At 34.6% G+C, this 24,158-nt stretch carries 21 protein-coding genes and 1 pseudogene; 5 read left to right on the top strand and 17 right to left on the bottom strand.

What is annotated here, in order from left to right; translation table 11 throughout:
- The first annotated feature begins 209 nt into the window (after nt 1–209).
- The 3 genes from MHH42_RS03000 to MHH42_RS02990 all read left to right on the top strand — a co-directional run bounded on the left by MHH42_RS03000 (nt 210) and on the right by MHH42_RS02990 (nt 3,197).
- The gene (locus tag MHH42_RS03000) at nt 210–881 is read left to right on the top strand and encodes a response regulator transcription factor (RefSeq protein WP_000238941.1); all 672 of its coding nucleotides are present in this window, start codon (nt 210–212) and stop codon (nt 879–881) included.
- A 64-nt stretch (nt 882–945) separates the two neighbouring features.
- Nucleotides 946–2,391, top strand: a complete 1,446-nt coding sequence (locus tag MHH42_RS02995; RefSeq protein WP_000041010.1) for a HAMP domain-containing sensor histidine kinase — start codon at nt 946–948, stop codon at nt 2,389–2,391.
- 293 nt (nt 2,392–2,684) lie between these two features.
- Nucleotides 2,685–3,197, top strand: coding sequence for a GNAT family N-acetyltransferase (locus tag MHH42_RS02990; protein WP_000351211.1), 513 nt, complete (start codon nt 2,685–2,687; stop codon nt 3,195–3,197).
- Nucleotides 3,198–3,231: 34 nt separating this feature from the next.
- On the opposite strand, the gene pdxR is transcribed toward MHH42_RS02990, so the two are convergent.
- Nucleotides 3,232–4,632 carry a MocR-like pyridoxine biosynthesis transcription factor PdxR gene (gene pdxR, locus MHH42_RS02985; RefSeq protein WP_340892876.1) on the bottom strand — a complete coding sequence of 467 codons (1,401 nt, stop codon included), beginning with the start codon at nt 4,630–4,632 and terminating at the stop codon, nt 3,232–3,234.
- Nucleotides 4,633–4,752: 120 nt separating this feature from the next.
- Between pdxR and MHH42_RS02980 the strand changes: the two genes are divergently transcribed.
- Both MHH42_RS02980 and MHH42_RS02975 read left to right on the top strand, forming a co-directional pair.
- A complete protein-coding gene (locus MHH42_RS02980; protein WP_016107501.1) occupies nt 4,753–5,679 on the top strand; it encodes a DMT family transporter in 927 nt (308 codons plus the stop codon).
- Between the two features lie 116 nt (nt 5,680–5,795).
- Complete coding sequence (locus tag MHH42_RS02975) at nt 5,796–6,320, top strand: DUF4871 domain-containing protein (protein ID WP_097854350.1); 525 nt, start codon at nt 5,796–5,798, stop codon at nt 6,318–6,320.
- A 141-nt stretch (nt 6,321–6,461) separates the two neighbouring features.
- On the opposite strand, the gene MHH42_RS02970 is transcribed toward MHH42_RS02975, so the two are convergent.
- From MHH42_RS02970 to MHH42_RS02900, 16 genes and pseudogenes are all read right to left on the bottom strand, one after another.
- On the bottom strand, nt 6,462–7,664 hold the full coding sequence (locus MHH42_RS02970) for an NAD(P)-dependent malic enzyme (protein ID WP_000892431.1): 1,203 nt from the start codon (nt 7,662–7,664) through the stop codon (nt 6,462–6,464).
- Between the two features lie 59 nt (nt 7,665–7,723).
- The gene (locus MHH42_RS02965; protein WP_000512713.1) at nt 7,724–9,070 is read right to left on the bottom strand and encodes a 2-hydroxycarboxylate transporter family protein; all 1,347 of its coding nucleotides are present in this window, start codon (nt 9,068–9,070) and stop codon (nt 7,724–7,726) included.
- Nucleotides 9,071–9,192: 122 nt separating this feature from the next.
- On the bottom strand, nt 9,193–9,900 hold the full coding sequence (locus tag MHH42_RS02960; protein WP_000598685.1) for a response regulator: 708 nt from the start codon (nt 9,898–9,900) through the stop codon (nt 9,193–9,195).
- A complete protein-coding gene (locus MHH42_RS02955; RefSeq protein WP_000746368.1) occupies nt 9,897–11,501 on the bottom strand; it encodes a sensor histidine kinase in 1,605 nt (534 codons plus the stop codon). The genes MHH42_RS02960 and MHH42_RS02955 overlap by 4 nt, the downstream gene beginning before the upstream one ends.
- 78 nt (nt 11,502–11,579) lie before the next feature.
- Nucleotides 11,580–12,398, bottom strand: a complete 819-nt coding sequence (locus tag MHH42_RS32375; RefSeq protein WP_435051734.1) for a methyl-accepting chemotaxis protein — start codon at nt 12,396–12,398, stop codon at nt 11,580–11,582.
- Nucleotides 12,399–12,518: 120 nt separating this feature from the next.
- A pseudogene (locus MHH42_RS32370) lies at nt 12,519–13,421 on the bottom strand (HAMP domain-containing protein); the annotation flags it as partial.
- Between the two features lie 436 nt (nt 13,422–13,857).
- Nucleotides 13,858–14,604 (bottom strand): C39 family peptidase, encoded by a 747-nt coding sequence (locus tag MHH42_RS02945; protein ID WP_340892874.1) that lies wholly within the window; start codon nt 14,602–14,604, stop codon nt 13,858–13,860.
- 13 nt (nt 14,605–14,617) lie between these two features.
- Nucleotides 14,618–15,439 carry a hypothetical protein gene (locus MHH42_RS02940; protein ID WP_016107496.1) on the bottom strand — a complete coding sequence of 274 codons (822 nt, stop codon included), beginning with the start codon at nt 15,437–15,439 and terminating at the stop codon, nt 14,618–14,620.
- A gap of 368 nt (nt 15,440–15,807) precedes the next feature.
- Nucleotides 15,808–17,043 carry a sensor histidine kinase gene (locus tag MHH42_RS02935; protein WP_033668301.1) on the bottom strand — a complete coding sequence of 412 codons (1,236 nt, stop codon included), beginning with the start codon at nt 17,041–17,043 and terminating at the stop codon, nt 15,808–15,810.
- Nucleotides 17,044–17,054: 11 nt separating this feature from the next.
- Nucleotides 17,055–17,726, bottom strand: coding sequence for a response regulator transcription factor (locus MHH42_RS02930; protein ID WP_001238627.1), 672 nt, complete (start codon nt 17,724–17,726; stop codon nt 17,055–17,057).
- 212 nt (nt 17,727–17,938) lie between these two features.
- A complete protein-coding gene (locus MHH42_RS02925) occupies nt 17,939–18,643 on the bottom strand; it encodes a metallophosphoesterase family protein (protein WP_001079919.1) in 705 nt (234 codons plus the stop codon).
- Between the two features lie 418 nt (nt 18,644–19,061).
- On the bottom strand, nt 19,062–20,438 hold the full coding sequence (locus MHH42_RS02920; RefSeq protein ID WP_000054808.1) for an ABC transporter substrate-binding protein: 1,377 nt from the start codon (nt 20,436–20,438) through the stop codon (nt 19,062–19,064).
- Nucleotides 20,439–20,465: 27 nt separating this feature from the next.
- On the bottom strand, nt 20,466–21,287 hold the full coding sequence (locus MHH42_RS02915) for a carbohydrate ABC transporter permease (RefSeq protein WP_000635953.1): 822 nt from the start codon (nt 21,285–21,287) through the stop codon (nt 20,466–20,468).
- Complete coding sequence (locus MHH42_RS02910; RefSeq protein WP_000573572.1) at nt 21,284–22,216, bottom strand: carbohydrate ABC transporter permease; 933 nt, start codon at nt 22,214–22,216, stop codon at nt 21,284–21,286. The genes MHH42_RS02915 and MHH42_RS02910 overlap by 4 nt, the downstream gene beginning before the upstream one ends.
- The gene (locus MHH42_RS02905; protein ID WP_000571195.1) at nt 22,216–23,313 is read right to left on the bottom strand and encodes an ABC transporter ATP-binding protein; all 1,098 of its coding nucleotides are present in this window, start codon (nt 23,311–23,313) and stop codon (nt 22,216–22,218) included. The genes MHH42_RS02910 and MHH42_RS02905 overlap by 1 nt, the downstream gene beginning before the upstream one ends.
- Nucleotides 23,310–23,876 carry a glycerol-3-phosphate responsive antiterminator gene (locus tag MHH42_RS02900; protein WP_000471996.1) on the bottom strand — a complete coding sequence of 189 codons (567 nt, stop codon included), beginning with the start codon at nt 23,874–23,876 and terminating at the stop codon, nt 23,310–23,312. Before MHH42_RS02900 ends, MHH42_RS02905 begins: the two co-directional genes overlap by 4 nt.
- Nucleotides 23,877–24,158 lie beyond the last annotated feature (282 nt).

Raw genomic sequence — 24,158 nt, 5'->3', positions numbered from 1 at the left:
TAAAATGACATGACGTTATGTCGCAACATAGGGTATTTGTGTCGCTACGTTTTCTATTATAAATAATAGTTGTGCAAAACTAGTGCATTTTTTATGTCAATTGCCCTGAGCGAAAAAATCAGCCATCCATTCAATCACATAAAAAGAGTTTTTTATTATTTTCATGTAAACTATACAAGTAGAATGAATAGTTTGGGGTGCACAAGATTATGGTAAAAATTTTATTAGTAGACGATGAAGAACGTATGTTACGATTGCTAGATCTTTTCTTAAGCCCTCGCGGCTATTTTTGTATGAAAGCTAAATCTGGCCTTGAAGCGCTGGAATTAATCGAGCAAAAAAAATTCGATATTATTTTATTAGATGTTATGATGCCAAATATGGATGGATGGGATACTTGCTATCAAATCCGTCAAATTTCCAACGTTCCAATCATTATGCTAACAGCTCGTAATCAAAATTACGATATGGTTAAAGGCCTTACTATGGGAGCAGACGACTATATCACAAAACCATTTGATGAGCATGTATTAGTCGCACGAATTGAAGCTATATTACGCCGGACAAAGAAAGATGGCTTTGTTAGCTTCAATGGTATTGAGTGGGATAAAACGAAACATACTGTCACAGTGTATGACGAAAAAATCTCACTAACTCCTATCGAATTTTCATTACTTGGACTGTTTTTACAAAATACAAACCGTGCTTACAGCCGAGATGATTTAATCGAAAAAATTTGGGGCTATGAAACAGACATCGAATATAGAACGATTGATTCGCATATTCGCAATATCCGTGATAAATTACGTAAAAAAGGATTTCCAGTCGAGGATTATTTAGAAACCGTTTATAAAGTCGGATATAAATGGAAAAGTGAATAATTATTTAGGTCAGTGGAAATATCATACCACTGACCCTTTATTATGAATAAGGTATGGTGGGAAAATGAGTAAACTTTCACTTAAAATTGGGACATACTTTTTAATATTAGCTTTATGTATTGAAACAATTGCTTTCGTATCCTTTTACAAAAGTATTTCAAAAATGCGGATTACAGAAGAAACAGGTGCTCTATTAGAAAAAGGCAATCGGTATCGTGACAAAATTGTAAACCGCGCAAAATGGAATGAATATTCTAAACAAAAACCAAACACCGAACGACCTAAACGCCCTTGGTATCAAGAGTTCACTATCGAGCATGCAGCTGAAGAATTAATTGGCTCAGAATTAATTGCTAACACCGATACCACTATCATTATAACTGACAAGAACGGCAAAATTATTTCCACCTCAGAACCCGTAACAAAGGAAATGCAAAAACAACTTATTTGCAAAACGAAAAATATCCCCCAAAACGGGGTGATCGTAGAAAAAAACTGGAAAAAATCGAAATTCATCTCTACAGTAAGCCCACTTGAAATAACTGGATTTCAAGGTAACTTACATATGTTATTAAAGACATCTTTTTTAGAAAATATGTTAATTAAACTCATGGACCAATTTCTTATCATCAGTATTTTAACAATTATTTTAACAACGATTTCTGTTTTTGTTTTTTCTCGAGTTATTACAGAGCCGCTTATAAAAATGAAAAGAGCGACCGAAAAAATTTCAAAATTAAATAAGCCAATTCAATTAGGAATTAAACGAAATGATGAACTTGGAAGTTTAGCAAAAACGATTGAAGATTTATCGAGTGAACTTACGTATATGAAAAAAGAACGAAATGAATTCCTCGCTAGTGTTGCTCACGAATTATTAACTCCATTAACCTATATGAAAGGTTATGCAAAGGTAGCAAAGAGAGACTCTTTAACGAAAGAAGAACGCGAAGAATATTTACAAATCATTGAGGACGAAACGGATAGTGTAACCGATCTCGTACAAGATTTATTTATGCTTGTACAATTAGAACAACACCAATTTGTTATTAAAAAACAAACGATGCTTCTTCAACCATTTTTAGAAAGAATGGTTGAAAAAACAAAAACAACATTAACGAACAAACAAATGCAACTTCATGTATATTGTAAAAACGATTTAGAAGTTTGCATAGACGAAAGACGCATGGAACAAGTTATGTTAAATTTATTGCATAATGCTTATCAGCATTCACCAGAAAACACTACTATAACAATACGTGTACTAACGGAAGCAGATTATTTTACAATCAGTGTACAAGATGAAGGTGAAGGTATTCCAGAAGAAGATATCCCGCATATTTTCGATCGCTTTTACCGTGTTGATAAATCCAGAACGAGGGCTACTGGAGGAAAAGGTATCGGACTGGCTGTTGCAAAGGAAATTGTAGAATTGCATAACGGTTCCATTCTAGTAACAAGCCAATTAGGAGTGGGAACAAACTTTATAATCGAGATTCCTTTTGAATAAGATGCGTGTGAAAACACCAGTAGTAGTAAACACTACTGGTGTTATTTTGTTCATAAAATCTGCCCTTAGAAGCTAAGCTTTTGAAATTATTCTTATTTCAATATAAAATAAAGTGAAACTTTAATCCATGGAAAGGTTCACTCCATGGATTATTAGTTGAACCAATCGGGCATTTATGGGCAGTTACCTCCCACCTAACTTCCGCGCATTCGCCGAATTTTAAAATTGGAGCCTTACTGCCCGCGAATAGCATGGTAAAGGTACATTTGTCAAAGATCTGGAGGGTGATATAATTGGATATCCATGTATTAACAAAAGACGAAGCAGAAATTTACTTAGAACTTCGCGTAGAAGGATTAAAGCAAAACCCTGAAGCTTTCAGCTCTTCTTATGAAGATATTATTAATAAAGAGTGTGCTATTGAATATAAAGCACAAAAACTAGCACAAGACGAAAACTATACACTAGGTGCATTTAAAGACGGAAAATTAATCGGAGTTGCTACACTGGAAACGAAACCATATGTAAAACAAGAACATAAAGCAAAAATTGGTTCCGTATATGTGTCTCCAAAAGCACGCGGACTTGGAGCAGGAAAAGCACTTATTAAAGAATGTCTTGAGCTTGCTAAATCTTTAGACGTAGAACAAGTTATGCTTGATGTTGTTGTCGGAAACGATGGTGCGAAGAAACTTTATGAGTCATTAGGCTTTAAAACGTTTGGTGTACAAGAACGTTCACTGAAATATAACGGACAATATTGGGATGAAGAGCATATGGTCTTATTCCTAGATGAAAATAAATAATAAAAAACATCCTCTCATATATGAGGATGTTTTTTTACTTTTTTATAAACCATGCCTTATTTAATAATTGAATCGCTTTCGCAATTTCTTCTTCTGATAAAATCGCAAATCCAAGTAGTACTATATTTTCAGGTGCAGTACCGTCTTTATAGTACGTAGACACAGGGTATATTTTGATACTATGTTTCGCAGCTTCTTTAATTAATTCTTTTTCCCGCATTCCATTATGCACCTTTAATAAAATGTGCAATCCTGAATCTTCTCCTATCACTTCAACACGATTTGAGAAGTACTTTTCTAGTTCAAAAACAAGTCGATCTCTCTTCTTTCGATAGACGACACGCATTTTATGAATATGTTTTTCCCAATATCCTTCATTTAAAAACCTTCTAATCACTTCTTGGTCCATTCTTGAAACACTTTGTGTATAAAATAAATATTGTTGTTGATACTTTTTAATCAATTTCTTTGGTAACACCATATAGCTCATCCGTAATGATGGCAACAATGCTTTCGATAGCGTCCCCATATAAATAACTTTCCCGTCTGTATCTAACCCTTGCAGTGCCGGTATAGGTTTTCCCGAATAGCGAAATTCACTATCGTAATCATCTTCAATAATATACCTACCTTCTTCTTTCTTCGCCCATTGTAAAAGCTGCATCCTTCTCGTGATAGGCATAATCATTCCGCATGGGAATTGATGGGATGGAGTTACAAATACAATATTTGCATCGCTATTTTCTAAATCTGCCATACAAATTCCGTCCCTGTCTAAAGACAACATTTGAACCTTCTCTTCTCCCTGTTCAAAAACAACCATTTTCCTATGATAACCTGGGTTTTCAACTGCATAATTACTTCCTTTTAATAATTGAAACAGTAATTTCACTAATATTTGTGTTCCCGCTCCTAATACGATTTGACTAGCTGCACAACGCACACCTCTAGATTCATACAAATAGTTCGCAATTTCTTCTCCTAAGCTCCATTCTCCTTGTGGGTGACCAAGAAAGAGCAACTCATTATTATGAGGCTGCCATACGTCATTTATAATTTTTCGATACATATTGAACGGAAAAGCATTTGTATCGACTCCTGTTTGTGTGAAATCAAATTTATAACCCCTCTCCTGAAAGGGTACTTCTTCTATTTTCTCTTCGTTTTCTTCTACATGAACCATTTGCTCAATCTTACATACAAAATAACCTTTTCTCGAAATTGATTCAATATAACCTTCTGCAAGTAATTGCTCGTAAGCTGCCTCTACTGTATTTTTACTTACTTGTAAATGTGTTGCTAACTTTCGCTTAGCTGGTAATTTCGTAAAAGATAGAATTGTTCCATCTTTAATTTCTTTTTTTATATACTCATACAACTGCACATACAATGCCTTCTTACTATTCATATTTAAATTAGGCGTTAATTCTAACATAATATCTGACCCCTTAATAAAACTAAAATCTGATACTTTTTACAGTACCAGATTTTATATATAATTCCTTTTATCATGTCACACATAAAAAATCAAATACTAAAGAGGAGATGCATGATCATGAACAAAAATAGACGTATTGGACTCATTATGATTATTACAGGAGCCACATTATGGGGATTATCTGGACCGATGATTCAATGGCTATTTCAACATACGAACGTATCATCAATTGATTTTTTAACAATTCGCTTGTTGCTTGCAGGAGTATTTATTTTATCTATCTTACTAATAAAGAAACAAAACATATTTCAAATTTGGAAACATCCTAGACATTCTATACAGCTTATTATTTTCTCTATTCTTGGCATGCTCGGCGCGCAATATGCCTTTATCGAAACAGTTCATATTAGTAATGCTGTCACAGCAACACTCTTTCAATTTCTAGGCCCTGTTCTTATTACAATGTATGTTGCATTTCAGCAAAGAAAATTCCCTGCTTCTATGCAACTACTTGCAATTATAACTGCGCTAACAGGAACATACTTTATTATTACAAATGGCTCAATCGAAAATATTGTTTTATCTAAATCAGCCATTATTTTCGGACTATTAACGGCAATTGGATTTGCATTTTATACCCTTCATCCAGCTTCTCTCATTAAAGAATGCGGAACAACTGTAGTAATTGGTTGGGGGATGTTAATCGGAGGAATTGCACTACTTATTTATAATCGTTCATTTGGATGGAATCAATTTTCACAAACTCTTACACTAAAAACTTTTTCTATGCTTATTCTTATCATTATTAGTGGGACCCTTTCTTTCCTTCTTTATATTGGTAGTCTTAAATATTTAGCAGCAACAGAAACAAGTATTTTATCTAGTATTGAACCACTTGTAGCAGCCATCGTTTCAATCACTTGGCTAAATGAATCGTTTGGATCATATCAATTATTAGGCGGCGTATGTATCGTTCTGTCTGTTATTTTTTTGACGATGCCTCAAAAAGAGACCGAGCCAACCTACACAACTGAACAAATATAAAAAAATGTCAAAAGAGGTCGTACAAAACTTACGACCTCTTTTTATACTTTAAAGGAATTGTCCCGCTATCTAGCAAATACAATTACACTAACAATAATAATTAGGAGCGTGGCACCATGAAAAAAATCGGAACTATGCTACTTTTCTCCTTTCTCATCACTGGATGCACACAGGCTCAACCTGATTCAAAAGCACTAAAAAAAGAAGCCATAGTAATATCATCATCTCAGGTTAACGCCCCTTCCTTTTTTCATCTTAGTGTTTTAAAAGATGTAAATTGGGAAGAAGCGCCCTCCTTCGTAGACGGAAAGATACCTTTAAAGGGGATTGAAAGAAGAATTGCAATTGCTGATACACCTATTGTCGCAAATGAACAAAATGAAATTATGTGGTACTTTCTAGACCCTGAAATACCAACTGGAAATTTATCTATTATCGCGCTAAAACAAGGATCTGTAACTCCAACACCAATACTCTATCAACAAGAAACTTCCAAACAAACTTGGACTACTTCAAATACAATCGATTCTACTACAAACGAACTCCCTCTCACTATATCGCTACCTTCATCCGGATTATGGGTATTAAATATATATGCGAATGAAAAATATTATGATCAATTTGTAATCACTGTTGAGTAAGTTGTCAAAACTAATCTACTTCCTTGCATCCACTGAATTTTGGGCGGGATAAATAATGCGGGAGCACGAATAACTCTACACTTCTTCATTATTTTGATTTCTTACCTCAAAAAAGCAGTGCCTTGAAGGCACTGCTTTTTACTATTTATAACTTGGCATTTTCGTAATTTGTGCCACACCTGAATCTATGGCTGCTTTCGCTACTGCTTCTGCAACATTCGGAACAACTCTTTTATCTAATGGATTTGGAATTACATAGTTCGCACTACGCTCTTCGTCCGTAATTATGTTAGCGATCCCATATGCTGCCGCTAATTTCATCTCTTCTGTAATATCAGTCGCGCGTACATCTAAAGCACCACGGAATATACCAGGGAACGCTAATACATTATTTACTTGATTTGAATAATCAGAACGACCAGTTCCAACTACAGCAGCTCCAGCTTCTAATGCATCTTCTGGGAATATTTCTGGAATTGGATTTGCCATTGCAAACACAATCGCTTTCTCATTCATCGTCTTTACAAGTTCTTTCGTTAATACGTTAGGCGCAGATACGCCAATAAAGATATCAGCCTGATGAATCGCTTCTTTTAATGTTCCACGCACATATTCTCGATTTGTCTTCTTTGAAACTTCAATTTGCGCTTCGTTCATCCATGTTTCACCTTCACAAACAATACCTTCTAAGCTAACTAACGTAATGTGTTTTGCACCAGCTTTTAATAATAATTTTCCAATTGCAATTCCTGCCGAACCCGCACCGTTAATAACAATTTTCACATTATCCATTTGTTTACTTACAACTTTTAATGCATTAATAACAGCTGCTAAGACGACAATAGCTGTTCCATGTTGATCATCATGGAATACAGGGATATTCGTTTCTTCTTTTAATCGTTTTTCAATTTCAAAGCAACGTGGTGCTGCAATATCTTCTAAATTAATACCTGCAAATGTAGGTTCTAAATTTTTCACAAGGGTAACGATTTCATCCACATTCGTCGTCCCTAAACATAACGGGAAAGCATCTACATTCGCAAACTTTTTAAATAAAATACTTTTCCCTTCCATAACAGGCATAGCCGCTTTCGGTCCAATATTCCCTAAACCAAGTACTGCTGTTCCATCTGAAACAACTGCAACCATATTCCCTCTTGCTGTATAGTCATACGCTGTTTCTTCATCTGCTGCAATTGCTTTACAAGACTCCGCTACACCTGGTGTATAAGTCAGGCTTAAATCATCCGCTGTATTAACTTCTACCTTACTTGTAATCTCAATTTTCCCTACCAACTCTTTATGCAATAACAATGATCTTTCATTAATTTGATTTTCTAACATACTTATAATCTCCCCTTAATTTGACAAGCTAGCTATATGAATATAGCTAGCTTGTTTGATCATGAAAACATTGTTAATAAGATTGTCGCTGTTACAACCATTGCTGCCCCGCCTAAACGCGTCGAAATTTGTGCGAAAGGCATTAATTCCATACGATTTGAAGCTGATAAAATAGCAACATCTCCAGTTCCGCCTAAACCGCTATGACATCCAGTTACAATTGCTGATTCAACTGGATACATTTTCATCACTTTTCCTATAAGAAAACCTGATGCTACCATTGTAAGAACAACCGATGCACAAACAACAACATATCCCACTGAAAGAACTGCCGCTACGTCTTTTAACGGAATATATAGCAATCCTAATCCGACCATTAACGGCCAAGTTAAATTCTTTGAAATAAATTTATATAAATGGAATGCTCCTTGCTCCATTTTTGCTGGCATTAGTTTAAAGTATTTCACAAGTGCTGCTGAGAAAATCATAATGATTGCCCCAGGAATACCGATGAACTTAGAAGCAAACCCTCCGAAGATAAAGAACGTACATGCAATTAATAAACCTGCTCCCATTAATGAGAAATCAATTGGCTTCTCTGTATTTTGTTCTTTTAATAATTCTGCTTGATTGTCTGTTTTCACTAATACACCATTACCACTAAGCTCAGGTCTCTTCTCGCCTAAACGCTTCATATACCCTGCACTCACGATTGCAAACATATTCCCAATAATAGCTGCCGGAATAAGCTGTGATACGAATGTTGCTGATGATTCGTTTAAAATGTCACTGTATGCTAATGACAATGGTAAAATCCCTTCTCCAATACCACCGCTCACAATTGGTACGATAATAAAGAAGAATGTATGCTTCATTTCAAACCCGAATAGTGAACCGACCAATAATCCTACTGCTACAGAAGCTAACGTTCCTACTACTAAAGGAATAAACATACGAACGAAACCTTGCACTAACACTTTACGATTCATTCCTAAAATACTTCCGACTACTAAACAAGAAATATATAAATATAAAAAGTTCGATTTTTTCATTAACATAGTCGCAGCTTCCATTGAAGCTGGGTTCATCCAGTTAAAAAATACAAGTAATGATGGAATAAATAATGAGAGAATTGCTGGACCACCGATATTTTTTAAAATTGGAATTCTCATCCCAATGTCACCTAAGAAAATACCCATGATCATAATAACTGCAAAACCACCAATCATGTCTGCTGGCAATTTATTATATACAGATGCCCCATAAATAATAGCAGCCAATACTACATATAACGGTAAAGGTATAACACCGATTTTAACGTTCATAATTTTAGAAGCGAAAGATTCATTTTTCAATTCATTTCCTTCAGCAAATGATACCGCTTCCACATTCTTTTGAATTCCCATATGGCACCCCCTTGTTTTCTTAATAACAATATTAAAACGCTTTCAATAGTAAAAATAGTTTTTGTAAGTTTTGTAATTGGTTTTGTAATTAAAAAAAGTATAAGCGACTTATAATAAGTCGCTTATACGTAAAAACCTATTTTATTTTGATCAACACATCTTAATTTACTTACAGGTCTTCCCACATGCTGATACACCATTTCGTTTTCTAACACTCCAATTTCAGTCAAAAACATTACATACTTTCGAATAGAAACTCTTGAAATTCCTACTAATTGTGCCATTTCATCTGTTGTAAACGCTCGTCCATTCAGCGACTCGATCTTCTGCCAAATTAATTGCAACGTTTGCTTCGTTAATCCTTTCGGGAGCTCTTTAGTGACAGTAGGCTCTCTTTTTTCTTTTTGTAAAATTAACGAATCTAATTCCGATTGACTAATTTTTTGTTGTTCTTTCATGAAAGTAAGTTTTTCTCGATATATAGTTAATGCATCTTTAAATCGTTCAAATGTAAATGGTTTAATTAAATAATCTACTACGCCATATTGTAATGCTTTTTTAATACTCCCCATATCATGTACAGCTGAAATCATCATAATATCGATTTCTTTTTCTTGATTCCGAATATACATTAAAAGCTCAAACCCAGTCTCTTCAGGCATAAAAATATCAAGTAAGACTAAATCTATTCGTGATTTCTCTAATACTTCTATCGCCGATTTCACTGAGTTAACTGCTTGAACAAGTTCGAATCCTCCTACTTGCTCTAAATAATGTGTATTTAACATTGCTACCATCGGGTCATCTTCTACAATTAAAACTTTAATCATATTTGCTTCTCATCCCTACCTTTAGGTATTTCAATTGTTATCGTTGTTCCCTCTCCTAATAAGGAGGAAATGTGAATCTCCCCATTTATTCGCTGTATACTTTCTTTTACAAGATACAAACCATAACCGCGATTATCCCCTTTTGTGGAATAACCTTTTGTAAATAATGCATCCACTTCGTCTTCTTCTATACCTTTCCCCGTATCTTGCACTGTAATAGTTAATGTATTCTGATATTGTACCCCAATTTCAACTTGTTTCTTTTTGCAATGTATCACTGCCTCTAATGCATTATCTATTAAGTTCCCTACAATCGTAATAAGTTCATGAGTAATACTTTCATCATATATTTCCGGCAAGTAAGAATCTTCACTTATAATTAACTTAATATTTTTCTCCCTAGCATAGCTAAGTTTACCTAGTAAAAAACCAGCAAATACTGGACTTTTTATTCTTTTCATAACTCCACCAATTTCATATTGATGCTCTGATACCATGCCACTTATATACTTTTGTAATTCTTCATATTGTTTCATATGTGTAAGCCCTAATACGACATGCATTTTATTCATAAACTCATGAGATTGTGCCCGTAATGCTTCCGCATATAGTCTAATACCAGTTAGTTCCTCTGCTAGTTTTCTAATCTCTGTTTTATCACGAAATGTTGCAATCGCGCCAACTATTTCTCCTTTTACATATAAAGGAACACGATTCGTCACAATCGTAATTCCGTAAATATTTTGTTCTTCGTTTAATTGTACCTCTCCCGTTTGCAATACTTCTTTTATACGCGAATTCGGCATATATAGCTCAACGTCTTTACCTATAAAATCTTCTTCAAGTCCACTTTTTTTAAATAGACGTTTCGCTTCATTATTAATTAACGTTACTCTCGCCTCTTTATCTACAGCAATAATGCCTTCCTTTACAGATTGTAACATCGTATTTCTTTCTTCAAGAATTTTCGCTATCCTGTGCGGCTCAAGACCGAATAAACTTTTCTTTATATGTCTAGCTAGCAATATTGCTCCTATAATTCCGACTAGTACTCCAACTCCGACACCGATATAAATAATATGTCTACTTTCCTTAACTCTCTCTTTTACATTATCTGCCGAGATACCAACGGCTACCGCTCCAAGTTGTTCACCTGTTTCAGAAAATATAGGCACAAACACTCGCATTGAAATACCTAACGTTCCTTCTGCTAGCGATACATGTTCCTTTCCTTTCAATGCAGGCCCTTCATCTCCTCCAATAAAATGATGACCTATTTTTTGAGGGTTTGGATGTGATTTTCTTATTCCATTCATGTCCATAACTACAATAAATTGAACGCCTGTGTTTTTTAATATTCTATTTGTATACGTTTGAATTGCAGAAGTATCTGCTTTTCCAATCAAACCATCGATTACAATCGAATCATTCGCCACAATATGGGCAATCGTTTTTGCTTTCTCTGCCTGGCTATCCTCCGTTGTCCGCTCTACATTATGACTAATTAATATATCTGTAACAAGTAAAGAAAAAATTACAACTGTACAAACTAGCAATGTAATCGTTTTCCATAAATTCCATAGTTTTTTTCTTTTTTTCATCCCACTAATGACTCCCCTAATTGCTGAATAGAAAAATAAGTAAGGTGATATTATTTTCACCTTACTTATTTGCTGTTATTATACTTTAAATTTACTAGTCATTGCTTGTAGTTCTTCGGCCATCTCAGCTAAGTTTTGCGAAGCCGAACTAATTTCTTCCATCGAATTTACTTGTTCTTCTGTTGAAGCTGCAACACTTTGCATACTAGCTGTATTTTCTTCTGCAGCCGCTGCAATTTCATCAATAGCATTTGTCACTTCATTTGCATCTCCAGCGATTCTCCTCGTTGTTTCTACCATTTGATTAACTTGAGAAACAATATGAGTAGTAGAACTTAAAATTTCTGTAAAACTTACTTTCGTTTTTGTTACAACATCTAAGCCTTGTTGAACTTCCCCACTCACATTATCCATTGCCTTAACAGTATGTTCAATATCAGCCTTAATTTCTGCAATTAAATTTGCAATCTCTCCAGATGATTCTCCTGATTGCTCTGCTAATTTTCTAACTTCATCGGCTACAATAGCAAATCCTCGTCCCTGTTCACCTGCTCTTGCTGCTTCAATAGCCGCATTTAAAGCTAATAAGTTTGTTTGAGTTGCAATGTTTTGAATTGCTTCAGAAATAGCTCCTACTTGCTTTGACTTCTCATCAAGAAGTTTAATAATAGCATCTGACTCGGATACCGATCTAGAAATAGACTGCATTTGTTTTGCGGTTTGTTCAACTAAATCTTCTCCCTCTTCAGCTCTTTCTCGCGCATGTAATGAGGAAATAGAAATTGACTCTGCGCTTCCAGTTACATCTTGAATTGCTGTATTTACTTGTTGTAATGTAGCCGCGCCTTCTTCAACACCTTGGCTTTGTGATTCAGCCCCACCTGATACTTGTTCCATTGCAATTGTAATTTGATCTGTCGCATCATTCGCTTGCTGTACGCTCGCTGTTAACTCTTCTGCCGATGCTGCAACATGCTCTGCTGAAAAGCTAATTTGGGTAATCACATCTTGTAAAGACGTAGACATTTCATTAAATGAATTCCCTAGTTTCCCTATATCATCCTTGGAGTGGATTGTAATTTTCTCGGTTAAATCTCCCTTACTAATTTTATGTGCCGATTCAGCTATTTTTCGTAATGGCCTTGTAATAGAATTTGTAATGAAATAAATTAATACACTACCAAATGCAATAGCGATAGCTATGACAATCAAAGTCTTATAAAACACTGGACTGGCAGCTTGCATAATTTCTTCGTCAAACATAACTCCAACTATTTTCCATCCTGTTTTCTCATTTGTTGCAAAGATTAAATTCTTTTTATCATCTTGTTCTGTATAAGATACATTTCCTTGTTTATCTTCATAAATTGGTTTAATCCAAGGATCAGTAACCTTTGAACCAGGCTTTCTAGACGGATGACTAACAATTTGCTTATTTTGATCTAAAATAACTGCATAGCCTTTTTCACCAATATTAATCATTTTTGAAACCTTTAGGATGTTATTCAAATTCAAGTTAATACCTATAACACCTTTACCATCTTTTACTTCTTTAGCAACTGTCACTACCATATTTTTTGTAGATGCTGATTGATACGGTGCAGTAACAATTACCTTTCCTTTATTTTCATGCGCTTCTTTATACCATGATCTATCTGTTGGATTATAGCCATCAGACATTTGAATAAATGGTTCTCTTATAAACTTCCCCGTCTGCGCTCCAATATAAATACCTTCTACTTCTGGATGAAGCTTTATATATTGTGCTAACTTCGTTCTTACTATTTCTTCTTGTCCATTTAGATATGTATCCTCTGTTAAGATGTCTGCAAAGTACATCGCATCAACAAATTTCTCTTCTATATTTTGAGAAATAACAGTATTTAAAACTGAAATATTCTCCTTTGCTTTATCTGTCATTTGATGTTCAAAATTTGTTTGGGCAGTTTGATATGAAACACCACCGATAATAAGTCCTGGTATAGTTAAAATAATAAAAAATGAAATGATTAATTTTTTCTTGATACTCATACATTTAACCCAGTTAAATATATTTTGCATAATAAGCCTCCTTTATGTAATGTGAATACTTGTGTAATTTTATACAATTAACATATATAAAACAATATATAATGATAACATGTAATTTTTCGTCAATTATGCATTTTTACATATTCACTACTTCTAAGCATTTTAATCATAAAAATAAGAGAACTTTAGCATTATATATGCTAAAGTTCTCTTATTTCTTAACAGCTTCTATTCCAAACAAAACACCCTACAAAACTTTTCTTATAATTCCTTAAATCTCTATCCTTCACCTTATAGCTATATTGTTAAAACTCTCCGTCCTAATTTATTTAGAGCTCTTTACATAACTAATTGCCTGACTCCCCATTTGCACCCATGCCTGTTCAAAGTTTTCTCTTGGTACTTTCACATCTAAGCTATCATCAAGCGGGTCTCGAATATATACAGATTCCTTATCGTACCCAATAAGTACAACACAATGTTCATTATATGTAATAGAAACATCCCCACTATTTGTTTTCCATGTAGTAAATTCATCTTCATCTAAAGGGGCATATGTTGCATTTGTAATCATGACTACCGGTTGCCCTGCTTTTACACTCTTATACATTTCCTCTATACTCTTTCCTGTTAAATCCACAGCTTTATTAGATAAATATTTTTTCGCTAACTGAAAAAGTGGCCCATGATATACACCATAACCGGATTCAGAAAAGGTATAAATATTTCCTACAAACCCTTCATTCGGATTTCCGCGTACACCATCAACCATAAAATCAACTTTTTTTATTTCATTTGCTAATTTCATCTTATCTACTGAAACGCCTGCGTATTGTAACATCATTGCTAAACTTGTCACTTCACACCCTCTATCCAGCTCTGGTAACTGCTGAATTAAAGGCACATTTGATAAGAGGATCTTTTCATTATTATTACTAAACTCCGTTCTTTTTCCGCTTTGTATGAAGGATGTTAATTTCTCCATATACTTTGTGATTCCATTTGTATATACACTCCATACTGCTACGCCAAGTAAAGCTATGCATATATACCACTTCAATTTTCGTATCACTCTCACGCCCTTTTTAATTCGTTAAATAAGAATAAAACGCGTCAGCATCCGTTCGAACCATCGGTACAAAATTTAGTTCTTTTCCTTTTTCAGGCTGATCTCTTTTTATTTTTTCTGCTAATTCTTGAATGTTCATATTCATTTTGTCCATATTAAGCTCATCTGCCATTTGTAGCACTTTTTGCTCATTAATTTCTCTTAATACTTGATATATATCTTTACCATACAAATCAATATGATATTTTTTTGCTTCTGCCTGTACTTTTTGTTCGTACACTTCTTGCGCTAACTCTTCTATCTCTTTTCCTTTTTGAGAAATATCTAACTTTCCTGCTTCTTCTCTTACTTTTGTTCCATAAATCTCTTCCGCAACCTCTTCTATTTCTTTTCCTTCAGTCGAAACGCCTAATTTCTCTGCTTCGTTATTAATTTTGATTGCATTGATTTGGCTTATTAAATCCACAATCGATTTGTTCTCTACAGATATCCCTAAGTTTAACGCTTCTTGCTTCACTTTTGTTTCATAGATTTCTTCTGAAAGAATTCCAACATCTTTTCCTTCAATCGAAATCCCTAACTGTTCTGCTTCTCTGCCTACTTCTGTTTCATGAATTTCTTTTTCTAGCGTAATTTGTTCTTTTCCTTCCGTTTCAATACCTAATTTCTCTGCTTTTTCTTCTGTATTTATTGCATGTATCTTTCCGTTGTTTAATTGCTCTTTACTGCGCTGCGCATAGTCTGTCTTTCCTTTCGATGTTTCAGAAGGAGAGGCACCGCCTAATATACTTAAACTCATTACTCCAATAGTGAATACCGTCATCATTTTCTTCTTCAAAACTAATTCCTCCCTCTTATACTTTCTTTCCCATCATTCCCATAAAGTGAAACTATACTCAGTGGGAAGCTTCATCTTCCACTGAATATTAGCCTTCACCAATCGGGCATTTACGAACAACCCGACTCCAGCCGAGGTTTAAGGTGGGAGTTTTACCGCCCGGAAAATAGCGGGATCATTTTTTTAATACTATACATACATCTCATCACTGCCTGAGATAACATTATGATCTAAAAAATTTACTCACATACACCTCTCTAATCTCTTCTTCATGTAACGATCTTTCTTTATGCAATACATAATATAAATAGTTTCTTAACTTTCCCTTAAAAAAAGACGAACTTGTAAAAACAAGATCGTCTTCTTACTTATATTTTTTGATTTTTAGGGAGCACTACTTCAAAACAAGTACCCTCTCCCCATTTGCTCTCTACTAATATTTTTCCGTAATGCTTTTCTACAATCCACTTGGCGATTGAAAGACCTAATCCAGCTCCCTCTGATGTACTCCTTGCTTTATCCCCTTGATAAAAACGATCAAATAATTTTGGGATATCCTCTACTTTCACGCCTATCCCATCATCTTTCACCTGTATACAAATCGAGCTGCTCGTTTGCATGCAATCAATTCGAATATGACCGCCTTCATTCGTATATTTCATCGCATTATCTAACAATATGACCATCATTTGATGAATCCGTTCCCTATCACCCATAAAAGACATGTTACGTTCTACTTTTAATATCATCTCTTTTTCTTGATAAGAAGCAATTTCTTTATATGGATCTACTATTTCTTCTAACAATTTACCCATTTCAAATATTTTTTTATCCATCTCAATTTGATTAGAATCCGAACGTGCTAACAACAATAAGTTGCTAACTAGTTTCGATAACCGCCTGCATTCCTTAGATATTGTAGAAATGTCCATCGCTTTTTCTTCTATCGTAGCGGATGGTGACTGAAATAACACATCCGTTTTTGATTGAATAACTGCAAGTGGCGTTCTTAATTCATGCGATGCATCGGAAACGAACTGCTGCTGCTTCTCCCATGAATTTTGAATCGGTATGAGTGCTCTGCCAGCTAGGAAAAAGCCGATACCTATTGCACAGAGACTTCCTATACCACAACCTATAACGAGAATTAAAAATAAAGTATTTAACATTCCTTCTTCCGCTGTTATATCTCGCACGATTTGAACTATTTCTCCATCTTTTTGAAGCGCAAATGCTCTAAAATATCGTCCTTGCACTTCAATATCTTGCAAATCCTCTAACTTTTTTGGAGAAAACTTTTCCAAATTCTCTTCAAAAATAGAACGAAATTTACGATTATCGCCCTCTATTTTCACTATTTTCCCATTCCAAGTTATTCTAGTTACCCGCGGATCTCCAATTTGGATATTCTCCATGCGTTTTCTTGGTGGTATTTTAACATCTAGTTTTTCTCCATACTGAGCCATCATTTTTATAGATTGATCCACTTCATTATAAATACGCTTATATGTGTACGAATAAACAATACTACCTAATACTCCTATTAATAGGATAAATACTAATGAGTTCACTATAGTCAGACGAATGCGTGTTTTTTGAAACATACTTCCTTTTTTCATTTCTCTTTTAATATATATCCAATACCACGAACAGTTTGAATATCTTTCTGATAACCGAATGGCTCTAATTTTTTACGTAAATGATGCACATACACTTCTACAATTGCTACTGTCGTATCTGAATCAAATCCCCAAACACGATCGAAAATTTGTTCACGCATTAAAATCTTTCCGCTATTTTGAATGAGATACTCTAAAAGCTCATATTGTTTTAATGTCAGCTTAATATCTTGTCCCTCTACTTGAACATCTTTATCTTTTCCAAACAATTCAATTCCTTTATATCGAATTGTCTGCTTTGTTGTTAAACTACCACTTCTGCGTAATAAAGCACGAATTCTCGCCTTTAGTTCTGGTGCTTGAAACGGCTTTACGATATAGTCGTCTCCGCCAAAATCCAATCCTTTCACTCGATCTTCTAAAGAATCTCTCGCTGTTAAAAACAGGACTGGCGTTTCAATTCTTTCATCACGTATTTTTTGAATTACTTCAAACCCGTCCATTCCTGGCATCATCACATCAAGTAAAATTGCATCATAAATGTTTTGCATTGCCAAAAACAATCCATCTTCTCCATTTAACGCTGTATCTACTTCAAATTCATCACGCAAAATTTGTACGATAGACTCTAATAACGAAGCATTATCTTCTACTACAAGTAAGCGCATATTCTCACCTTCCATACTATAGTTCAATTCTATTTATTATTACATTTCTGCTCTTCATAACGAAAGAATGTAATCCTATTATGTAATTTCATTTTCAACTATTTCCTTCTAAGTTTTTGCTAGATATAAAATTTTGAGCCTTTATTATAAAAACTCTTTCTTAAATTTTGCTTAATAAAAAATTGAAAGAAATAAGATTCCCCTTATCTCTTTCAATTTTTTACTACGTACACCTTTTTACTCGGCAACTCCAAACAATTTAATTGACCGCCATACACAGCCCCGCCATCAATTCCAATAATACGATTACTACCAAAATATACTCCGCAATTCTCACTACCATGAAGCGTTTTTGTTTCCGTATGGCCAAATACAACAACCTTTTCGCCACTATATCCACTATGAAATTCATTACGGATCCACATTAACGTATATGGTTCAGATTCAGAAACTCGTTTCATTGGCTCAACACCAGCATGTACAAATATATACTCTTCTGTTTCAATGTAATGATCTAATTCTTGAATAAATTTTACATGTTCCTCTAATACGTGAGATTGTAAAATTGGCTTTTGGAAGTCCCCTTCATTAACTGCAATATCTTCTTCTACAAATCCATAGCTATATAACGTTTTATCTCCACCATTTCTTTTTACCCAATGGTTCCATGAGCGTTCCTCATCTGTCGTTAGCGCTTTAATCATCATATCTTCATGATTTCCCTTTAAAACGAATGCTCCTTCTTCTTTTAGCTCTTTCACCTTTTCAAGTACAGCACGTGCATTCGGACCACGATCCACATAATCCCCTAATAGAATTAATTGATCTTGTTTTGCGTTGTATTGTATTTCCTCAAGTAACTTTTTAAATTTATCAATCTCTCCATGAATATCACTTATGACAAGTATCCTATTCATTTTTCTCCTTCTTTCTAAATAAAGTTATTTCTAATTATAACTTTATTTAAAGGAATTTTCTGAACTCAACTACTAGAAAGTATTATTATTACAAATGCAGCTAATTTCCTTACAACACTGTAAGTCTCTTGTCATTCAATTCGATAGTTGTAATTACTATATTTCCTTATACTAAAAGTAAGAAATGAAACAAAAAACAAGGAGAGATGAGATATGAAAAAAGTGATGGAAGTTGTAGTAGCGGTGGTAGAGGTTTTCGTAAATGGTAAGCAAGTTGCAATGGAGTTAAATAAATAATGAAAAGGACAATATTCATTCTAGACCCTTTACTCATATAAAAGAGATAAGAGTTCATCATTTCTTTGATCCCTTATCTCCCTATAAAGAAAGCCGTATCCCTTTAGGATACGGCTTTCTTTTATTTTTGGCTCGTACGAGCTGAAATGCTAATCGCTCTATCTGTTGCTTTTGCAGCTTCATCCAACGCTTCTTTACTATTCTTTCCGTCATACATTGCTTCTAATGCTTTTACAACTGCATCTCGTGATTCTGGGAATACACTAATTAATGCACCTTGAGTTGCTGGAGATTGCTTCGTCGCTTGTAATTGTTCTACTGTTACTTTTAACTGTGGATATTTTTCATATTGCTCTTTTACTAACGATTCATTATATGCATCTGGATTAATTGAGAAATATCCTGTTGCAGTATGCCATTTTGCTTGTACGTCTGGCTTCGTTAAATATTTCATAAAGTCCCATGCACCTTGCTGCGTTTCTTCTGAAACCATATTCGTCATCCATAATGATGCACCGCCAATAACAACACCATTTCGCTTTGAATCTTCTGGATACGGAATATACGAAACACCTACATTAAACTTAGATGCATCAATTAAATCACGAACACCTGCTGAAGAATCTAAATACATAGCAACTTGTCCAGATTGGAACGCGGCACGAATATCATCCCAACTTGCTCCATACTTTCCTAGTGCACCAGCTTTATTCAATTCATCTAACATTCCAAATACTTTCTGTCCTTCTTTACCGTTAAATACCGCTTTCTTTGCAGCATCTTTACGGCCATTTTCATTATCTACATATAAAGCCCCTTGTGTCGCTAACAATTCTTCAAAGAACCAACCATAATTGAGCATAGAAAATCCATATTGTTTTACATTTCCGCCTTCTTTAAACGTTAACTTTTTCGCGGCTTCTTTTAATTCAGCATATGTTTGTGGAGCTTTCTCTGGATCTAACCCAGCCTTTGCAAAAGCATCTTTATTATAAATTAATACTGGCGTAGATGAATTAAATGGCATAGAATACATTTTTCCATCAACTGAATAATAATTTGTAATTGCTTTTTCTAATTTTGATGTATCGTACTTATCTTTTTTAATCCAACTATCGATAGGCGTAATCTTTTTGCTATCAATCATATATTTCGTTGTAATTTCACTCGATTGAACAAGAGCTGGAGCTTCTTTCGTAGCAGACATCGTTTTAAACTTCGTTAAAGACTCTTCGTATGTTCCTTGAAACTCTGCCTTTATCTCGTACTTATTCTGCGATTTATTATAGTCTGCAACAAGCCCATCTAGTACACCTTGTGTTTTTCCACCCATCGCATGCCAAAAACGAATTACAGTTTTATCACCATTTTTTTCAACTGGTGCTACTTTTGCCTGCGCTTCAGGTTTCCCCTCTGTTTTACTATTTGAACAAGCAGCCCCAGTTAATGCCATTGTGGCTGCCATTAAAAGAGCAGCACTTTTTTTCAATAAACTCATCTCAATCCCACCTTTTCCTATGTATGCTTATTTAATTGCACCTTTTGTTAATCCTTGTTGTAATTGCTTTTGCCCTAAAAATAGTAAAATCAACGTTGGAATGACGATAACCGTAACACCGGCCATTACGCTTCCCCAATCAGTTGCAACTTCTTGAGATTGAAGTTGCTTCACACCAATTTGAACTGTTCTGACTTTTTCATCAGTGGTCACTAAGAGCGGCCACAAGTACATATTCCATGTTGTTAAAAAGCTATATACTCCAAGCGTAATAAAACTCGTTTTACAATACGGAATTACAACGCTGAATAAAAACCTTACATTTCCAATCCCTTCAATAAAAGCAGCTTCTTTCAATTCATTCGGAAGCGTCATAAAATGTTGGCGTAATAAGAAAATACCGAAAGCTGTTGCAAAAAATGGCACTGTCATCCCAGCAAAGCTATTGATCCAACCAAAGTTTTGAATCGTTAAAAAGTTCGGTACCATCGTTGCTTCCCACGGAATAAGCATCGTTGAAATAAACAAGAAGAAAATTACGTTTCTCCCTTTAAACTGAAGAAAAACAAAAGCATAAGCTGCTAAACTGGATACGATAAGTTGTCCAATCATAACAATCGTCGATACAATTAAACTGTTGTACAAGTATGTAAAAAGCGGTACTTTTCGAAAGATATTCATAAAATTATCGAAAGTAAATTGGGTCGGAAATAACCTTCTCATTTGAATATCATCTGGTGTCATAAAGCTTATTAAAAACGCATAGAGTACAGGAAAAAACACCATTACTGCACTAATAATGAGCAGCATGTATAATAGGAAATTTTGTTTCCACTGTTTAACGATCATTTATAATGCACCTTTCTCTCAGCAAACTTAAATTGAAGTAATGTAGCAATAAAAATGAAAACAAATAATACCATCGCTTGTGCACTTGCTGTTCCAAATTGATGATTCACAAATGCCTCTTTATAAATCGAATACACAATTAAATTCGTTGCATCATTCGGTCCACCGTGCGTTAAAATATCAATTTGTCCAAAACTTTGGAATGCACTAATTAACGTTACTGTCACGATAAAGAATAAAGTTGGTGATAGCATCGGTAATGTAACGCGGCGAAGCTTATATAAATAACTAGCACCATCTATAGATGCACTCTCATATAAAGACGTATCAATATTTTGCAAACCACCTAATATAACTAAAAATGCAAATCCTGTATTCACCCAAACCGTTGTAACCGATACAGAAAACAGTGCCCAGTCCGGACTCGTTAACCATGCGATTGCCGGAAGATTCATAGCGGCTAATATATTATTAAATAACCCTACACTTGGATGAAATAAAAATAGCCAAATCACTGCGCTAGCAGCTACTGATATTCCCATCGTTGAAGAAAAGAGAACACGGAACAATCCAATACCTCTTACTTTTTCATTTGCAATTAATGCAAGAAATAAGGCGAATACAATACTAGTAGGCACTGTATATAAAACAAATAATAAAGTTGACTTTATACTTTTGTAGAAAGCAGGATCAGAAAATAAATATTGATAATTTTCTAAGCCAACGAAAAGATTGGCTTCTCCGTGTATATCTGTTAAATAAAAGCTATAGTAAATCGTCCTAAACAATGGATAGAAAAGAAAAATTGAAAATAACAAAATAGATGGAGCCAAAAACAATAATCCTATTCTTAAATCTTTCGTTCTGCCCCATAAACTCTTCTTTTTTGACACTGCTGTTTGAACTGGTAACTTCCCTACTTCAATCATTATTTCGCCACCACTTTCAACTCTTCTTCAGCCACCACTTTTAATCGTTCATTCTTATTTTGGTGAAAGAAACATAGTTTTTCTTGCGAGAATAATAATTTTACTTTGTCACCTTTGTTCAGGATTAACTGTCCGATGACTTTCGCACTCCAAGTTGTTCCATTTACCGCAAAGTTTAATATAGACTCATTCCCTAATACTTCTACAGATTGCAGCGTAACTTCTTGTCCTGCCTCAGACAATGCAATATGCTCAGGACGCATACCTATTCGAATTGTCCCTGCTGGTAATTGCTTTAACTGTCCAATAGATAATGGAATTTGCAATTGCCCTATATGTAATACGCCTTTTTCTTTATCCACTTCTCCATCATTTATATTCATAGAAGGAGAACCTATAAAACTTGCAACAAATTCGTTTGCTGGTTCGTTGTATATATCAAGAGGTGTTCCAACTTGTTGTATACTTCCTTTATTCAAGACCATGATACGATCTCCCATAGTCATCGCTTCTATTTGATCGTGAGTAACGTAAATCATCGTAATTCCGAGTCGTTGCTGAATTTCTCTAATTTCAATCCTCATTTGCGCACGTAATTTCGCATCTAAATTCGAAAGTGGTTCATCCATTAAACAAATCGGTGCTTGACTCACGATCGCCCTGGCAAGCGCAACACGCTGTCTTTGTCCGCCTGATAATTGGCCCGGTTTCATTTTCACATACTCTTTCAGCCCTACCATTTCAATAGCTTCTATTAATCGCTTTTGTCGCTCTTCTTTTTGTACCTTCCTTACCTTAAGTCCAAATAAAATATTTTCTTCTACAGTTAGGTGTGGATATAATGCATAATTTTGAAATACCATTGATAAATTACGGTCTTTCGGCTCTAAATTATTTGCAACACGTTCATTAATCATTAAATCTCCCGAAGAGATTTCTTCTAAGCCAGCGATCATTCGTAGTAATGTACTTTTTCCACATCCCGAAGGTCCAACTAAAACGAAAAATTCTCCCTTCTTAATATGAACCGATACATCTTTAACCGCTGTCTCTTCCGCATTTATATATATCTTTGAAACATCTTTCAATTCGATCACAAGGTTGCACTCCTTTTTTCTTCTTGTATCCATACTTCATAATGACTCGTTGAAATCGCACTTGCTCCCGCACGAATGGCAATTTCCGCATCTTCCCGCGTTTGAATCAATCCACCTGCAATAATAGGAAACTCTATTTTCTCTGCTAGCTGTTTTATAATAGAAGGCATAATTCCAGGCATAATCTCTACCGCATTTGGTTTAGTCGTTTTACAATTTTCAATTGATTTTGTAAGAGATAAAGTATCGACAATAAAAATTCGTTGAATCGTTTTTAATCCAATTTTATTGGCATTTCGAATTGTCGAACCTTTTGTTGAAATAATACCTTGTGCTCCGATAACATCTTGAATATACAAAAGGGCTTCCTCTGTGTTCGTATTTAAGCCTTGTATAAAATCACAATGAAGAAATACATCATGTCCATGTTTCTGTAATTCGTATACACGCTCTGGTAACTCCAGCATTGAACCAGTCATAAGAAAAACTGTTTTCGGTAATTTTTTGTATGCTTTATACCCTTTCCAATCCTTTATCATCGCGATATGAGGTTCTTTAAACATTTATTCCACCTAGCTTTTCTATTTTTATCCAAACTAAAAACACCTACTTACATAGAACACCCTTCTCCTTATTTGAACTCTAGGGAATAGAGCACACCTAAGAAAGTGGCACGTTATATGTAAGCGGGTGTTCTCAAATGTTCTCTACCCTAGTTATTTTGTTACCTTTACTATATTACGCATTTATTAAGTCAGTTTTGATAAATTGTTAATTAGGTGTTAATCGAATGTTAATATTCACCATATTGTTTTTTACAATAATCCAGATATACGAATAAACTC

This window comes from Bacillus sp. FSL L8-0099 (assembly GCF_038006385.1).
Classification (GTDB): Bacteria; Bacillota; Bacilli; order Bacillales; family Bacillaceae_G; genus Bacillus_A; species Bacillus_A toyonensis.
This window is presented reverse-complemented; position numbering and strand designations above follow the sequence as displayed.

Coding starts and splice junctions, on each gene's coding strand:
- MHH42_RS03000 (WP_000238941.1), top strand. CDS start 210: ATGGTAAAAATTTTATTAGTAGACGATGAAGAACGTATGTTACGATTG.
- MHH42_RS02995 (WP_000041010.1), top strand. CDS start 946: ATGAGTAAACTTTCACTTAAAATTGGGACATACTTTTTAATATTAGCT.
- pdxR (WP_340892876.1), bottom strand. CDS start 4,632: ATGTTAGAATTAACGCCTAATTTAAATATGAATAGTAAGAAGGCATTG.
- MHH42_RS02980 (WP_016107501.1), top strand. CDS start 4,753: ATGAACAAAAATAGACGTATTGGACTCATTATGATTATTACAGGAGCC.
- MHH42_RS02975 (WP_097854350.1), top strand. CDS start 5,796: ATGAAAAAAATCGGAACTATGCTACTTTTCTCCTTTCTCATCACTGGA.
- MHH42_RS02970 (WP_000892431.1), bottom strand. CDS start 7,664: ATGTTAGAAAATCAAATTAATGAAAGATCATTGTTATTGCATAAAGAG.
- MHH42_RS02965 (WP_000512713.1), bottom strand. CDS start 9,070: ATGGGAATTCAAAAGAATGTGGAAGCGGTATCATTTGCTGAAGGAAAT.
- MHH42_RS02960 (WP_000598685.1), bottom strand. CDS start 9,900: ATGATTAAAGTTTTAATTGTAGAAGATGACCCGATGGTAGCAATGTTA.
- MHH42_RS02955 (WP_000746368.1), bottom strand. CDS start 11,501: ATGAAAAAAAGAAAAAAACTATGGAATTTATGGAAAACGATTACATTG.
- MHH42_RS32375 (WP_435051734.1), bottom strand. CDS start 12,398: ATGGAACAAGTATCAGGTGGGGCTGAATCACAAAGCCAAGGTGTTGAA.
- MHH42_RS02935 (WP_033668301.1), bottom strand. CDS start 17,043: ATGTTTCAAAAAACACGCATTCGTCTGACTATAGTGAACTCATTAGTA.
- MHH42_RS02930 (WP_001238627.1), bottom strand. CDS start 17,726: ATGCGCTTACTTGTAGTAGAAGATAATGCTTCGTTATTAGAGTCTATC.
- MHH42_RS02925 (WP_001079919.1), bottom strand. CDS start 18,643: ATGAATAGGATACTTGTCATAAGTGATATTCATGGAGAGATTGATAAA.
- MHH42_RS02920 (WP_000054808.1), bottom strand. CDS start 20,438: ATGAGTTTATTGAAAAAAAGTGCTGCTCTTTTAATGGCAGCCACAATG.
- MHH42_RS02915 (WP_000635953.1), bottom strand. CDS start 21,287: ATGATCGTTAAACAGTGGAAACAAAATTTCCTATTATACATGCTGCTC.
- MHH42_RS02910 (WP_000573572.1), bottom strand. CDS start 22,216: ATGATTGAAGTAGGGAAGTTACCAGTTCAAACAGCAGTGTCAAAAAAG.
- MHH42_RS02900 (WP_000471996.1), bottom strand. CDS start 23,876: ATGTTTAAAGAACCTCATATCGCGATGATAAAGGATTGGAAAGGGTAT.